Source organism: Pseudaminobacter soli (ex Li et al. 2025) (genome assembly GCF_003012705.1).
Taxonomy (GTDB): Bacteria; Pseudomonadota; Alphaproteobacteria; order Rhizobiales; family Rhizobiaceae; genus Pseudaminobacter; species Pseudaminobacter soli.
Window position 1 is genome coordinate 86029 of sequence record NZ_PXYL01000009.1, and the last position, 14834, is coordinate 100862.

14 protein-coding genes are annotated in these 14834 nt (G+C 62.6%); 12 read left to right on the forward strand and 2 right to left on the reverse strand.

What is annotated here, in order from left to right; all coding sequences use genetic code 11:
* The first annotated feature begins 102 nt into the window (after nucleotides 1-102).
* The 10 genes from C7I85_RS18225 (at nucleotide 103) to C7I85_RS18270 (ending at nucleotide 11054) form a co-directional block, all read left to right on the forward strand.
* Nucleotides 103-1038, forward strand: a complete 936-nt coding sequence (locus C7I85_RS18225; protein ID WP_106725434.1) for an ABC transporter permease — start codon at nucleotides 103-105, stop codon at nucleotides 1036-1038.
* A 5-nt stretch (nucleotides 1039-1043) separates the two neighbouring features.
* Complete coding sequence (locus C7I85_RS18230; protein ID WP_106725435.1) at nucleotides 1044-1865, forward strand: ABC transporter permease; 822 nt, start codon at nucleotides 1044-1046, stop codon at nucleotides 1863-1865.
* Nucleotides 1862-2839, forward strand: coding sequence for an ABC transporter ATP-binding protein (locus C7I85_RS18235; RefSeq protein ID WP_106725436.1), 978 nt, complete (start codon nucleotides 1862-1864; stop codon nucleotides 2837-2839). Before C7I85_RS18230 ends, C7I85_RS18235 begins: the two co-directional genes overlap by 4 nt.
* Nucleotides 2832-3800, forward strand: a complete 969-nt coding sequence (locus tag C7I85_RS18240; RefSeq protein WP_106725437.1) for an ATP-binding cassette domain-containing protein — start codon at nucleotides 2832-2834, stop codon at nucleotides 3798-3800. Before C7I85_RS18235 ends, C7I85_RS18240 begins: the two co-directional genes overlap by 8 nt.
* 228 nt (nucleotides 3801-4028) lie before the next feature.
* Nucleotides 4029-5075, forward strand: a complete 1047-nt coding sequence (locus C7I85_RS18245) for an isopenicillin N synthase family dioxygenase (protein WP_106725438.1) — start codon at nucleotides 4029-4031, stop codon at nucleotides 5073-5075.
* Nucleotides 5076-5104: 29 nt separating this feature from the next.
* On the forward strand, nucleotides 5105-6427 hold the full coding sequence (locus tag C7I85_RS18250; RefSeq protein ID WP_106725439.1) for an O-acetylhomoserine aminocarboxypropyltransferase/cysteine synthase family protein: 1323 nt from the start codon (nucleotides 5105-5107) through the stop codon (nucleotides 6425-6427).
* Between the two features lie 61 nt (nucleotides 6428-6488).
* Nucleotides 6489-7523 (forward strand): isopenicillin N synthase family dioxygenase, encoded by a 1035-nt coding sequence (locus tag C7I85_RS18255; RefSeq protein ID WP_106725440.1) that lies wholly within the window; start codon nucleotides 6489-6491, stop codon nucleotides 7521-7523.
* Nucleotides 7524-7742: 219 nt separating this feature from the next.
* The gene (locus C7I85_RS18260; protein ID WP_106725441.1) at nucleotides 7743-8777 is read left to right on the forward strand and encodes an amino acid ABC transporter substrate-binding protein; all 1035 of its coding nucleotides are present in this window, start codon (nucleotides 7743-7745) and stop codon (nucleotides 8775-8777) included.
* 7 nt (nucleotides 8778-8784) lie between these two features.
* Entirely contained in the window at nucleotides 8785-9978 is a 1194-nt protein-coding gene (locus C7I85_RS18265) for an amino acid ABC transporter permease (protein ID WP_106725442.1), read from the forward strand.
* Nucleotides 9975-11054, forward strand: coding sequence for an amino acid ABC transporter permease (locus C7I85_RS18270; protein WP_106725443.1), 1080 nt, complete (start codon nucleotides 9975-9977; stop codon nucleotides 11052-11054). Before C7I85_RS18265 ends, C7I85_RS18270 begins: the two co-directional genes overlap by 4 nt.
* 93 nt (nucleotides 11055-11147) lie before the next feature.
* Here C7I85_RS18270 and C7I85_RS18275 read toward each other — a convergent pair whose 3' ends face one another.
* Nucleotides 11148-12563, reverse strand: a complete 1416-nt coding sequence (locus C7I85_RS18275) for an aldehyde dehydrogenase family protein (RefSeq protein ID WP_106725444.1) — start codon at nucleotides 12561-12563, stop codon at nucleotides 11148-11150.
* A gap of 97 nt (nucleotides 12564-12660) precedes the next feature.
* Between C7I85_RS18275 and C7I85_RS18280 the strand changes: the two genes are divergently transcribed.
* Nucleotides 12661-13578, forward strand: a complete 918-nt coding sequence (locus C7I85_RS18280; RefSeq protein ID WP_106725445.1) for a LysR family transcriptional regulator — start codon at nucleotides 12661-12663, stop codon at nucleotides 13576-13578.
* A gap of 30 nt (nucleotides 13579-13608) precedes the next feature.
* On the opposite strand, the gene C7I85_RS18285 is transcribed toward C7I85_RS18280, so the two are convergent.
* Nucleotides 13609-14214 carry a helix-turn-helix domain-containing protein gene (locus tag C7I85_RS18285; RefSeq protein WP_106725446.1) on the reverse strand — a complete coding sequence of 202 codons (606 nt, stop codon included), beginning with the start codon at nucleotides 14212-14214 and terminating at the stop codon, nucleotides 13609-13611.
* Nucleotides 14215-14466: 252 nt separating this feature from the next.
* Between C7I85_RS18285 and C7I85_RS18290 the strand changes: the two genes are divergently transcribed.
* The gene (locus C7I85_RS18290) at nucleotides 14467-14820 is read left to right on the forward strand and encodes a cupin domain-containing protein (RefSeq protein WP_106725447.1); all 354 of its coding nucleotides are present in this window, start codon (nucleotides 14467-14469) and stop codon (nucleotides 14818-14820) included.
* Nucleotides 14821-14834: the final 14 nt, after the last annotated feature.

The following is a 14834-nucleotide window of genomic DNA, read 5'->3' on the forward strand; positions in this document are numbered from 1 at the left end:
CCGCGCCTTCGGCGTCCATGAAACCCCGATCTGGCGGGCATTGGATTTTTCGGGTCGCCGGAGGATCCGCCGCCGCATCGCAGGTGGAGGAGAATAGTACCGGTGCTACGCTTTGTTCTGCGTCGCCTTCTGCAGATGATCCCGACCATCGTCGCGGTGTCGCTGTTGATATTCGTTATTTTCAGCGTCGTGCCCGGCAGCATCGCCTCCAGCATGTTCGCTGACGGCCGTGGCGCCAACGATCCCAAGCTGGTCGAAAGGATAAAACAGGAGTTCGGCCTCGACCGGCCCGTCTATGTGCGCTTCGGCGACTATATGTGGCAGCTCGCTCATTTCGACCTCGGCACCTCCTTCCGCACCCGGCAGCCGGTAGCGGATATGATCGGCGAACGGTTGTGGCCAACGCTCAAGCTCGCCTTTGCCGCCATGTGCGTGGCCATTGTTATCGGTTTGCCGCTCGGCTTCATCGCCGCGCTCAAGCCCGGAAGCATCCTCGATAGCCTCACCATGGTGGGGGCGATCTCGGGCCTGTCGCTACCGCAATTCTGGCTTGGCCTGCTTGTTATGTATCTGTTCGCTCTCACGCTCGGTTGGCTTCCAAGCTTCGGCTATGGCGACGGCGGCTTGCGCAACATCATCCTGCCGGCGCTGACATTGGGAGTGGCGCCGCTGGCGCTGCTGGCGCGTACCACGCGGGCGGCCGTTCTGGAGGTGATGAACGCCGACTTCATCCGTACCGCCCGCTCCAAAGGCATGAACAGCTTCCTGCTGGTGAAATGGCATGTGATGCGCAATGCCCTTGTGCTGGTCATCACTACGCTCGGCCTACAGTTCGGCTCCATGATGGGGCAGGCGGTGGTGGTGGAGAAGATGTTCTCCTGGCCCGGCCTTGGCTCGCTGCTGATCGACAGCGTGAGCCTGCGCGACATACCGGTGGTGCAGGGCAGTATCCTCGTTCTGGTGCTCTGCTTCCTTCTCGTCAACACGCTGGTCGATGTCCTCTACGCGGTCATCGATCCGCGCATCAGTCACGGGTGAGCGCGATGGGGCTGAGACTCAACCTCGTCATCGGCGGCGTTCTGTGCGTCCTCATCATCGCCGCTGCGGTGCTGGCGCCTTGGCTGGCGCATTACAACCCGATCATGGACGCAGACCTGATGAATGCGGAGCTGCCGCCTGACGGGCAATTCTGGTTCGGCACCGACTCGCAAGGCCGCGACGTCTTCAGCCGCATTCTCTATGGCGCGCAGGTTTCGCTCACGGTCGGCATCGGATCGCAGCTCATCAACACCATCATAGGCCTGATCTTCGGCATTTCGGCCGGCTATTTCGGCGGCTGGTGGGATGATCTCGTCAGCGGCCTGACCAACCTGATGCTATCCATCCCCTCGCTGATTTTCGCGCTGGCTATCATGGCGGTTCTCGGTCCGGGCCTGCCCAGCCTGCTCATTGCACTCGGCCTTACCAACTGGTCATGGACCTGCCGGATCGCCCGCAGCTCCACGCTGTCACTGAAGAGCCAGGGCTATGTTCAGGCGGCCAAGACGCTGGGCTATGGCGACGCCCGCATCATGGCGACCCAGATCCTGCCCAATATGATCGGCCCGGTGCTGGTCATCGCCACGCTCGGCATGGGCGATGCCATCCTCTCTGAGGCCGCACTTTCCTATCTCGGCCTCGGCATCCGCCCGCCGCAGCCGAGCTGGGGCAACATGCTGACCGATGCGCGCGAGCTCATCGTGATCGCGCCGTGGGCGGCGATCTTCCCCGGCGTTGCCATCTTCCTTACCGTGCTCGGGCTCAATCTCTTCGGCGACGGCCTGCGCGATTGGCTGGACCCCCATATGAGGACGCGCCGGGCATGAGCGAAGCACTTCTCGACGTCAAGGACCTCCGCATCGACATCGTCGCCGGCGGTACGTCGCACAATGCGGTGGAGAATGTTTCCTTCGCGATCGGCAGGGGTGAGACCTTCGGGCTGGTCGGCGAATCCGGCTGCGGCAAGAGCATCACCGCGCTTGCCATGATCGGCCTGCTCAAACCGCCGCTGATCACTTCGGGCGGTTCGATCCGCTTCAAGGGTCAGAACCTGCTCGAGCTTTCTGCGCGCGAGATGCGTAAGCTGCGCGGCAACCGCATCGCCATGATCTTCCAGGAACCGATGACCGCGCTCAATCCGCTCTCGCCGGTCGGGCGGCAAATCGCGGAAATGTTCGTGCTGCATCAGGGCGCGACCTGGCATGAGGCCGAGAAGAAGGCCGTCGAGGCGCTGGCGAGTGTGCAGGTGCCGGCGCCCGACCAGCGGGTGAAGAACTATCCGCACCAGATGTCAGGTGGCATGCGCCAGCGCGTGATGATCGCCATCGCGCTCGCCTGCAACCCCGACCTGCTGATCGCCGACGAGCCGACCACCGCGCTCGACGTGACAGTGCAGGCCGAGATCCTGAAGCTCATGCAGGAGCTTTGCGACGCGCGCGGCACGGCCGTGCTGATGATCAGCCACGATCTTGGGGTGATCGCCAAGATGTGCCGGCGCGTCGGTATCATGTATGCCGGGCATATGGCCGAGGAGCGGCCGGTGTCGGATGTGTTCCGAACGCCTGCGCATCCCTACACAAAGGGGTTGCTGAGTTCGCTGCCCAGGCTCGGCTCACGCGGCAGCCATGGCCGCAAGCGCCTGCAGGAAATCGAGGGCGTGGTGCCGTCCATCGCCGATTTTCCCGCGGGCTGCCGTTTTGAGCCGCGCTGCGACCGGGCGTCCGCCATATGCGTAAAGCAGAAGCCGGTGGAGGTCGATCTCGGCAATGATGGTTTCGTGAGGTGCTTCCACCATGAATGATTGCCCGGAGCCGCTGCTGCGGGTCGAAGACCTGAGCGTCCATTTTCCCGTGCAGGGCGGCGTCTTCAGCCGCTCGCGCAGGCTGCTTCGCGCCGTAAACAATGTCAGCCTCAGCCTAAACAAGGGCGAGTGCCTGTCTGTGGTGGGCGAGTCCGGCTGCGGCAAGTCCACATTGGCGCTCTCCATAGTCGGGCTGCAGGCGCCGACATCCGGCGCGATCTATTTCGAGGGCAAGCCAATCACGGGTACGGTGCAGCCGTCACGCATGGGGCGCGCCCAGATGGCGCAGATCGTCTTCCAAGACCCCTATGCCTCGCTCAATCCGCGCCAGACGGTGTTCACATCGCTGGCCGCGCCGCTGCGGCTGCACGGCATCGAGGCGGGCGAGGTGGAAGGGCGCGTGGAAGAGATGATGCGGCTGGTGGGCCTGAAGCCCGACCAGGCCAAGCGCTTTCCGCACGAGTTCTCCGGTGGCCAGCGCCAGCGCATCGGCATTGCGCGTGCGCTGGTGCTCAATCCGAGGGTTGTGGTGCTCGACGAGCCGGTCTCGGCGCTCGATGTGTCTATCCGCGCGCAGATTATCAACCTGCTGTTGGAGCTGAAGGAGCGGCTGGAGCTCTCCTATATCATGATCAGCCACGACCTTAGCGTCGTCGAGCATATGAGTGACCGTGTTGCGGTGATGTATTTCGGACAGATCGTCGAGACGGGCCCATGGAACAGCATCTTCGACAATCCGACGCATCCCTATACGCGGCGGCTGATCGGCGCGATCCCCGACCCGTTCGCCGAGCTCGCCGGTACGAGCCTGGTGGACGAGGCGAGCGCACCACCACCACCGGCCGGCTTCGACTTTTATCCGAAGGAATTCGGCAAGCACGATGTCTATAGCCTGCCGCCGCCCTCGCAACTTGTCGCGATAGATGTCGACCACCACGTGCGACTGGTGCCCGCCCATTGAGGAGACGGACGGTCTCTCTGCGGCTGCGCCGAGGTGGCCAGTGAGATGTTCCTACCTGCCTTGACCCGCCAATGGCTCCTTCCGGTCTTCTTGCGAATTAGACTATTTTGACGAGCTTACTGGGTATTAGCGGATCGGCTTTCACGATGGTCTGCAAAATATAAGTTACAATTTCTGTCAAAACGCCGGCACAGGTGACACGCTCTTTGTGGAAATCGGAGACCGCAAATGAGCATCCACCAGACCATCGAAGCGTTGCCCGTTCTGGACTTTTCCAATTACGGACGCGACCCGGAGTCGGATCGTGAATTGCTTCAAAACCTCGCCCATGCGGCGCGGGAAGTGGGCTTTTTCTATCTGACGGGCCATGGCGTACACCAGTTGCTCATAGACGAGGCGCTGTCTCTTTCGCGCCGCTTCTTCGCTTTGCCGGAAGCCGACAAGCTCGAGATCGAAATGGTCAACTCGCCGCATTTTCGCGGCTACAACCGCGTCGGACAGGAGCTAACCAAAGGCGCGCGCGACTGGCGCGAACAAGTCGATATCGGCTCCGAGGCGCCTGCGCTGCCGCGCGATCCGTCTTTGCCCGCCTGGACGCGCCTGCAAGGGCCCAATCAATGGCCGAGCGCGCTGCCGGAGCTGAAGCCGGTGCTGCTGCGTTGGCAGGCCGAGCTCACCAATCTTGCCACGCGTCTCTTGCAGGCTTTTGCGCGTATTCTGGAGCAGGACGAGAACGTCTTCGAGCCGATCTATGCCGGCACGCCGAACCATCTCATCAAGATCATTCGTTATCCGGGCCGAGACGCCACAGAGAGCGAGCAGGGCGTTGGTGCGCACAAGGACAGCGGCTTCCTGACCCTGCTTTTGCAAGAAAAGCAGAAGGGGCTGGAGGTCGAGACCGAGGACGGCCACTGGATCGAGGCCGAGCCCAAGGCCGGCACCTTCGTCGTCAATATCGGCGAATTGCTGGAAATGGCGACGGATGGCTACCTCAAGGCCACCGTGCACCGCGTTGTCACGCCACCCGCCAGCGCGGACCGTCTCTCACTGGCGTTTTTCCTCGGCGCGCCGTTCGATGCTGAAATCCCGCTGCTGGAGTTGGCGCCGCATCTCAAGGCGCAGGCCGGGGGCGTCACCCGTGACCCACAGAACCCGCTTTTCCGCACTTCCGGCCAGAATGCGCTGAAGAGCCGGCTGCGCTCGCATCCCGATGTGGCCCAGCGCCATCACGCCGATCTGCTGGCTGCCCAACCGCAAGCCTCCTCCGCCGCCTGAACCCAAGCCTGATCGAAGGGATAATTGCCATGACGTTCGAAAATCTCTCGGCCGAAACACTCGCTTTGCATGGCGGCCACTGGCGCGCCGACCCGACCACGGGTGCGGTGGCCGTACCGATCTATCAGACCACTTCGTACCAGTTCCAGGATACGGGCCATGCCGACCGCCTGTTCGCGCTCGACGAGGTCGGCCACATCTACACCCGCGTCTCGAACCCGACGCAGGAGGCGCTTGAAACGCGGATTACGGCCATCGAAGGCGGGGCCGCGACGCTGGCGTTGTCCTCGGGGCAGGCTGCATCGGCTTATTCAATACTGAACCTTGCCGGGGCGGGGGACAATATTGTCTCCTCTACCGATCTCTACGGTGGCACCTGGGCGCTGTTCGCAGCCTCGCTGAAGCACTTTGGCGTGGAGGTGCGCTTCGTCGATCCGTCGGATCCCGAGAACTTCCGCCGCGCCACCGACGCGCGCACCCGCGCTTATTACGGAGAGTCGCTGCCGAACCCGAAGCTGCAGGTGTTTCCGATCAAGGAGGTTGCCGATATCGGCCGTTCGCTTGGCGTGCCGCTGATCGTCGACAACACCGCCGCGCCGCTGCTGATCAAGCCCCTGGAACACGGGGCGGCTGTGGTGGTCTATTCGGCCACGAAATATATCGGCGGCCACGGCACCTCGATCGGCGGGCTCATCATCGACGGCGGCAACTTCCCCTGGGAGAAACATCCCGAGAGGTTTCCAACGCTCAACCAGCCCGATCCGAGCTATCATGGAAAGGTCTGGGTGGAGGCGGCAAAGCCTCTCGGGCCGGTAGCCTATGTGCTGCGGGTGCGCACCGTGCTGCTGCGCGACGTGGGCGCCGCGATCAGCCCCTTCAACTCCTTCCAACTCCTGCAGGGGCTTGAAACGCTGCCGCTTCGTATTCGGCAGCATAGCGAAAACGCCATCAAGGTCGCCGAGTTTTTGCGCGACCACCCGAAGGTGAAGAACGTCATCTTCCCTCGCTACCAGACCGGCGAGGACAAGCGCCGCGCCCACGCCTATTTCCGCGAAGGCAGCTATGGCGCGCTGGTCGGCTTTGAGTTGAAGAATGGGCGAGAGGCGGGACGCTCCTTCATCGATGCGCTGAAGCTCTTCTACCACGTTGCCAATATCGGCGACGCGCGTTCGCTGGCGATCCACCCGTCTACTACAACCCATTCGCAGCTTTCGCGGGAAGACCAGCTCGCGACTGGCGTGACGCCCGGCTATGTGCGGCTGTCGATCGGCATCGAGCATCCCGACGACATCATCCGCGACCTCAAACAGGCGCTCGATGCGGCCGGCGGACAGGTGCTTAAGGCCGCCTGACTGCGAAACCAGGTGCACAGCCGCGGTCTCCCCAGCCGCTGCCAGCAATGGAGGATATGTGATGAGCAGACTGGTGCCGGTGCTTGATCTCAGCCTTATCGAAAAGGGCGGAGCGGAGCGAAAAGCATTCCTGACGGATCTGCGGTCAGCCGCACGCGATGTCGGTTTCTTATATCTTGCTGGGCACGGCATTTCCGCCGAGCGGATCGGCGGCGTGCTGGCCAGCGCGCGCGAGTTTTTCGCCCTGCCGGAGCCCGACAAGCTGGCGATCGAGATGATCAACTCATCCCAATTTCGCGGCTATACGCGTACCGGTGGCGAGTTGACGCGCGGCAAGGCCGACAGGCGCGAGCAACTCGACATCGGCGTCGAGCGCGAGCCAGTGGACCAGCGGCCCGGCCTTCCGGCCTGGACACGGTTGCACGGCCCCAACCAGTGGCCGGCTGCGCTGCCCAGCCTCAAGCCGGCGCTGCTTTCCTGGCAGGCGGCGGTGACCAATGTTGCGATCCGGCTGCTCAAGGCTTTTGCCCTGTCGCTGGAACAGCCCGAAGACGCCTTCGATCCCATCTATGCCGGCCAGCCCAACCACCGCATGAAGATCGCGCGCTATCCGGGCCGCGATCGGACCGGCGGCGAACAGGGTGTTGGCGCTCACAAGGACGGCGGTTTCCTGACCCTGTTGCTGCAGGACGAGCACAGGGGTTTGCAGGTGGAATATGACGGCGAATGGGTGGACGTGGACCCGATTCCCGGCACGCTGGTGGTCAATATCGGCGAGCTCCTGGAACTCGCGTCGAACGGGTATTTGCGCGCCACAGTGCACCGTGTCGTGACGCCGCCCGCCGGCGTGCAACGCCTGTCGGTGCCGTTCTTCTTCGGTGCACGGCTGGATGCGACCGTCCCGCTGCTTGAGCTTCCACCGCATCTGGCCGAGGAGGCGAGGGGTCCCGCGAGCGATCCCGAAAACCCGCTGTTTCGTGATGTCGGCTTCAACGTGCTGAAGAGCCGCCTGCGCTCGCATCCCGATGTCGCGCGCCGGCACTATGCGGATCTTCTTGAAACCGGATTTTCTTCGGCCGCGTATTACGTGATCTAAGTTGTATGCAGAGTCTTCCGCACTTAAGCGTGCGGAAGATTTTATGCATTTCGAATAAGCAAAATTATAAATAGTAATATACTTTAGGACCCCAAACAAATTTGAACTTTATTTCCTTATTATTCTTCTGGCCTGGCGCTACCGTCCAGTTGGGTCGGCGAAAGGGGGCGCTGAGCGATCGTTTCGAAACGGCCCGCAACGGAACCAGGAGAAACATCGATGACATTCATTCCGCAGCTCGGCGCTGGCTGGAGCACGGCGCTCGCCGCTTCGCTGGTCGTGGCAGGCAGCATATTCTCGACCACCAGCTTTGCCGGCCCCACGCTCGACAAGATCAAGGAGCGCGGCGCCATCAAGGTAGGCGTCGGCACCACGCCGGGCTTCTTCGCGCCCGATGACAACGGCCGCTGGCAGGGTTTTTTCATCGACTATGGTCGCGCGCTGGCGATCACCGTCTTTGGCGATCCGGAAAAGGTGGAGTTCACCAATTCATCGCCGCAGCAGCGCCTGCCCGCGCTTCAGGCCGGTGAGTTCGACGTCCTGCTCTCTGGCGTCACCGTCACCATCAGCCGCGCCTTCCAGCTCGGCTTCCATTTCGGCCCGACCGTCTTCTATGACGGGCAGGGCATTCTGGTGCGCAAGGATCTGGGCGTGAATAGTGCGGCCGAACTCGACGGCGCCACCATCGGCGTGCAGAGCGGCACCACGGGTGAGCTGAACATCGCCGACTTCTTCCGCAAGGCCGGCAAGAAGTTCACGCCGGTCACGATCGAGGAGACCGGCGAGTTCATCAATGCGCTGGAAACCAACCGCGTCGACGCGATCACCCAGGACAGCTCCGACCTCGTCGGCAAGCGCACGCAGCTCAAGAAGCCGGACGACTATGTCATTCTGCCCGAGCGCCTGTCCAAGGAGCCACTGGCGCCGGCGATCGCGGGCGGCGATGACCGATGGCTGGAAATCGTCAATTGGACCGTCAACGCCACGATCCAGGCCGAGGAATGGGGCATCACCAGCAAGAATGTCGACGAGTTCCTCAAGTCGGAGGACCCGGCGATCCAGCGCTTCCTCGGTGTCGATCCCTCGCTGGCGCAGTCCATCGGGCTCGATCCGAAATGGGCCTACACCATCATCAAGGCTGTCGGTAATTACGGCGAGATTTTCGACCGGCACCTGAAGCCGCTCGGATGGGATCGTGGCTATAACAGGCTGTGGACCGACGGCGGCCTGCTTTATTCGCCGCCGTTCCGCTGAGCCGCACATGAGCGTCGAGGCAAAGCACCAGCCGGGCCTGACAAGGCCCGGCATCGTCCGAAGGACCGCGGCTTGGTGGGGCGCCTGGCCGGTTGCGCAAATGCTTGTCGTTGCTGCCGTGATCGCGCTCGTCTACCTGCTCGGCGCCAATGCATCGGCCACCATGCAGCGGTTGGGCATTACGCCCGGCTTTGGCTTCCTGAGCCACAGCGCCAATTTCGAAATCGGCGAGTCGGTCATCGCGTTCAAGGCGGGCGATCCTTACGTGCGCGCGATCCTGGCCGGCCTCCTCAACACCGTGAAGGTGGCTGCGTTCGGCTGCGTGCTTGCCACCATTCTCGGAGTGGCGCTCGGGATTGCCGGCCTCTCAGGAAATGTCCTGCTGGCGACGCTTGTGCGCTGGTATGTAGAGATCGTTCGCAACACGCCGCTGCTACTGCAGCTGTTCTTCTGGATCGCGCTGGCTAAAGCTCTGCCGCCGCCACGACAGGCGCTGTCGGCCCTCGATGCGCTGTTTCTCAGCAATCGCGGCGTCTATGTCCCGGCCATCATGGCCGAGAATTTTACGCCGCAGACATTCTGGCTGCTCGGCTTGATCGCGGTCTCCTACGGCTTATTCCTCTTCGCCGCGTGCCGCCGCAGCAGGCTCGGCATGCGGCGGGGATTACTTGCGACGCTGGTGCTACTGATCGCTACCGGGTTTGCACTGCCGGCCACCGGCGCCTCGATCGGCTTGGAGCTGCCGGTCCTTTCCGGCTTCAACATTCGAGGCGGTCACAATCTCACACCCGAGTTTGCGGCACTGCTGGCTGGCCTGACGGTGAAATTCTCTGCAGCGATCGCCGAGATCGTGCGCGCCGGCATCCAGTCGGTCGATCGCGGCCAGTGGGAAGCCGCGCGAGTACTGGGGCTGCACAACGGCCAGATCATGCGCCTGGTCGTGCTTCCGCAGGCGTTGCGCGTCATCACGCCGCTGACGACGTCCAGCTATCTCGATCTCACCAAGGATTCGAGTCTCGCGGTCGCGATCGGCTATCCGGACCTCGTCAGCATCATCAACACCACCGCCAATACGACCGGCCAGTCATTTGAGGCGCTGGCCATCCTGATCGGCGTTTATCTCGCGCTCAACCTGTCGGTCTCGTTCCTGATGAATGTTTACAACCGGCGCGTGGCGCTGAAGGGAGTGCATGTCCGATGAGCGTGGCCGAGTCTGCTTCCCTCCCTTCGTGGCGCATTTCCCTCCGGTTGAAGCCGTTGTGGAACGGGCTGTTCGGCACGCCGCTCAACACGGTTCTGACAATCCTCACGCTTGCGTTTCTCGCTTGGCTGTTGCCGCCGCTGGCACGCTGGCTGGTCATCGACGCAACCTGGAGCGGCACGGCGCAGGATTGCACAGCCAACTCTGGCGCATGCTGGACATTCGTCGGCGCGAAGCTTCGCTTCATCGTCTTTGCTTTTTATCCGCCGGAGCTGCAATGGCGGCCACTACTGGTGATGGTGCTGCTCGTCTCGCTGCTCACGGGAACCGCGTTGCCGCGCTTCTGGCGGCGCGCAACGCTGGTCGCCTGGCCTATCGTGATCGGTCTTTGCTGGCTGCTGATGTCGGGCGCCGGCTTGTTGCCGGCCGTCTCGTCCAATCAGTGGGGTGGTCTGCCGATCACGCTGCTGGTCTGGACATTCTGCTTCGGCCTTGCCGTCCCGCTCGCGGTCCTGATCGCGCTTGCGCGGCGCTCCCGCATGGGCGGCTTGCGTACGCTCGCCGTCCTCTTCATCGAACTGATGCGCGGCATCCCGATGGTCGCGATCCTCTATGTCGCGATGCTGCTTCTCCCCATGGCCGTGCCCGGCGGCCAGCATATCGACAAGACGATGCGGGCAATCATCATGATCACCCTCTTCTGGTCCGCCTATGTCGCGGAGGTCGTGCGCGCCGGCCTGCAGGCCATTCCCCCCGGGCAGGAGGAAGCGGCTGCCGCGCTGGGCCTTGGCTATTGGCGCACCATGCAACTCGTCATCCTGCCGCAGGCGCTAAGACAGGTCATTCCCGGCATGGTCAATCTTGCCATCGGTTTTCTGCTTGCCACGTCTCTGCTGGCGGTCATCGGGATCTTCGACCTGCTCAACGCCGCACGTGCTTCCGCGACAGATCCGAAGTGGCTTGGCTTTTACGACGAGACCTATCTGGTGGCGGCCGTGATCTATTTTGTCCTTTGCTTCGGCGGCTCGCGCTACAGCCGCTGGCTGGAGAGATATTTGCGCCCGGCTAGGCGGTAGCGATCTGCCCCCCGCGATGCCTTCATCGCCCGCAATCGAAGTGCGGTGCCGGCGTCTCAGGCGCCCGGCTACCCGAGGCGCCCGAGAATTCCGTCAGCTGACGATTGCCTTCGGTTCGAGGAAGGCTTCGAGGCCGAAGGGGCCGAATTCGCGGCCGATGCCGGAATGCTTGAAGCCTCCGAAGGGAGACTGTGGGTCCGCAGGGGCTTCGTTGATGATCACGCGTCCGGTCTCAAGCTGCCGGGCAACACGGCGCATGTGGTCGGCGTCGGTGCCGAGGACGTAGGACTGCAAGCCATAGTCGGTGTCGTTGGCAATGGCGATGGCTTCGTCTTCGTCGCGATAGGAGAGGATGCTGAGGACCGGGCCAAAGATTTCTTCGCGCGCGATCCGCATGTCGTTGGTGACGCCCGTGAATACGGTGGGGCGAACAAACCAGCCGCGGTTCAGGCCTTCGGGGCGGCCTTCGCCGCCTACCAGAAGAGTCGCGCCTTCTTCCTGTCCCAGGCTGATATAGGACTGCACGCGCTCCCATTGTCTGGCGCTGACCATCGGGCCAATGTCCGAGGTTGGGTCGCTGGATGGGCCTGTCTTGAGATTGGCGACCGCTTCGACGAGACGCGAAGTGACTTCCGCGTGCCTGCGTTCGGACACCAGAAGCCGTGTCCCGGCGATGCATGCCTGCCCGCTGTTGCGGAAGGCTGAGGCGAGGACATGTGAGATGGCTCGGTCGAGGTCGGCATCGTCGAGAAGAATCTGTGGCCCCTTGCCGCCCAGCTCCAGCGTTACGCGCTTGAAGGTTTCGGCAGCGGTACGCATGATCGTCCGTCCGGTCGCGGTGGAACCGGTGAAGGTGATCTTGGCGATATCCGGGTTCCGGCTCAGCTCCGCGCCGACGACGTGGCCATAGCCGTTGACAACGTTGAGAACACCGCGCGGCAAGCCTGCCTCGTGCAAGGCCTCGAGCAGCGTCTGGGTCTGGATGGCGCTCATTTCGGACGGCTTGATCACAATGGTCGTGCCGGCCGCTATGGCGGTGGCAAGCTTGGTGCAGATGAAGCCGATATTGCTGTTCCAGGGCGTGATGGCGGCGGCGACACCGACCGGCTCCATGACCACTTCGGCATTGCCGATGCGGCGGGTGAAGGCATAATTCGCCACCGTTTTGGCCGCCAGATCGAACACCAGCGAAGCATGGGGCACTGAAAAGGCGAGGAATGATTGCGGCGCGCCGTACTCGGTGGCCATGGCGGAATTTAGGGCATCGGCTTTGGCGACGACGGCGTCGCGCAAGGCATGCAGCATGGCGATGCGCTCGGCGGGCGTGGTGCGGCGCATCGCGGGGAAAGCGCGCTTTGCGGCCGCGATTGCCGCGCGTGCATCCTCGGCATCGCCGAGGCGGACCTCGCCGATCTTTTCCTCGGTGGCGGGATTGAAAAGGTCGAAACGCTCGGCGCCGTGAGGGGTGACGAAGGCACCATCGACGTAGATCTGCTCAATGATTTTCATCGTTCGATCTCCTGTTGTGACGGTGGGGGATATGCACCCCGACGATCGCTAGGATAAGATCATCAATTTCCAACAGGTTGATAAGGAAAATTGCGCAATGAAGGCCAGCCTGTCCGAACTTGAGGCGGTGACGACCATAGCGCGGCTCGGTGGCTTTCGTGCCGCGGCTCGCGAACTGGGCGTTTCGTCCTCAGCGCTCAGCCATGCAGTGTCGGCGCTGGAGGCGCGGCTGGACGTGCGTCTGTTTAATCGGACGACGCGATCGGTGGCCCTGACGGCGGCGGGCGAGGCCTTCGTGGCCGAGATCATGCCCGCGCTGGCTGCCATCGACAGCGCGGTCGAGCGGGCGACGGATTCGCAGGCGCGGCCGACGGGTACGCTACGGCTCAACACGTCACCGGGTGCAGCGCGGATGGTGCTACGGCCGCTGCTTCTGGAATATCTGCGACGGTATCCGCAGATGGCGATGGAGGTGGTGACCGACAACGCGCTGGTGGACATCGTCGCGCAGGGTTTCGACGCCGGCTTTCGGCTGGCCGAGGCGGTGCCGCCGGACATGATCGCGGTTCCGATCGTGCGCCAGGCACGCATGATCGTTGTAGGCTCGCCGGACTATTTGCGGGGCAGGGCGGTGCCGTTGCGTCCCGCTGATCTTATGGAGCATCAGTGTATCCGCGCGCGCATGGCGAGCGGCCGGATTTACCGCTGGGAGTTCTTGCGTCACGGAGAAAGCATGGAGATCGACGTGCCCGGGCCGCTCACCTTGGACGAGAGCGGCCTGATACTGGAGGCCGCACTTTGCGGGGTCGGACTGGCATACCTGTCGGACTATGCGGTCCGCGAGGATGTGGTGGCCGGGCGCTTGGTGCAGGTATTGGACGATTGGACGCCGCCATATGACGGTTTGTGCCTCTACTTTTCCGGCAGGCGCCATGTGCCGGCGAAACTGCGGGCGCTGATCGACCTGGTTAGGGAACTGCGCTCGGCGAACGACGGTCAGGAAATGATGCTGTGAAGTCTGAGTGACGGCGAGCCTTGCGGATGTTCAGAAGCTTGGCGGGCTGATGGCCCACATTATGATCGCCTCCCGCGAGCCGGGATTGCGATAACGATGCGGCTCGCCTGAGGAATAGGAGCAACTGTCGCCTTCGTAGAGATGGAAATGGCGGTCGCCGACCCACATTTCGAGCTCGCCCGATACGACGAATCCGACGCCGTCGCCGTCATGCGTATAGCTTTCGGCGCTCTCCGTACCTGGCGGCAGACGGGTGTAGATCATCTCCAACTGCAGGCTCATCTTCGGGGTCACAAGTTCGTCGATGATGCCATGGTCATACTGGATTTTCAGGCGGTTGCCGCGTCGCACGACATAGCCGTGCTCATCCTGCGGCACGGGCGATGCCCCGGCGAAGAACCATTGCACAGTCACGCCAAGGCTCTTCGCGATGTTTACCAAGGCCGGAATGGAGGGATAGGCGAGGTTGCGCTCGATCTGGCTTATATAGCCGATGGAGAGGTTGCAGGCCTCCGCCAGTTGGGCAAGCGTCAGCTTCCGTCGTTTGCGCAGGCCGCGAATCCGCCCGCCGAGAACCAGATCCTCGCCAGCGGCGTCGGTTTCCAGTTCCGATCCCAGTTGGTCCTCAGCGGACATGGTCACTTTCAATATCGCTCCGGGCTTGAGGGCCGGTCTTCGCGGTGCCGCCCGTTCTTGTTGCTGATCGAGGATCGCTTCGCAAGATACGAGGCGGGAAAAACCACCCTGTCACGGCGCCTGGCCAAGACTCTCCCAGAAATTCAAAATTAGCAACGAATTTTGTGGTGGGTAAAAAAAATAGCTCGCATTTTTACCAGAGAGAAAATATTGAGGACTCGCTTTGCTGATTTTGGGTAGGGAGGAAGCCAGATGACCAGCGTTGTGCATTTCAAAAAATCCGATCGCGCTTTCGAGACCTATGGTGACGACCCGAAGCGGGCAACCATCTCGCGCCTGGTCGGCCCCGAGCTCAGCAAGACCATGGGTGCCGGCATTGCGCGCTTCGACGACTGCTCCATCGCCTGGACCGTGCTCTATGACGAGCTGATCGTCACGCTCGAAGGCAAGTTCCAGCTGCGTGTCGGCGAGCAGGTTTTCGATACCGTGCCAGGTGATGTGCTGTGGGTGCCGAAAGGAACCGCACTAGCCTATGAGGGCGAAGGCGCGACTGTCTTCTACGCGCTCGATCCCGTCGACTGGCGGACGCGTGAGATCAAGGCCTGAAGGCTTTTGAACCG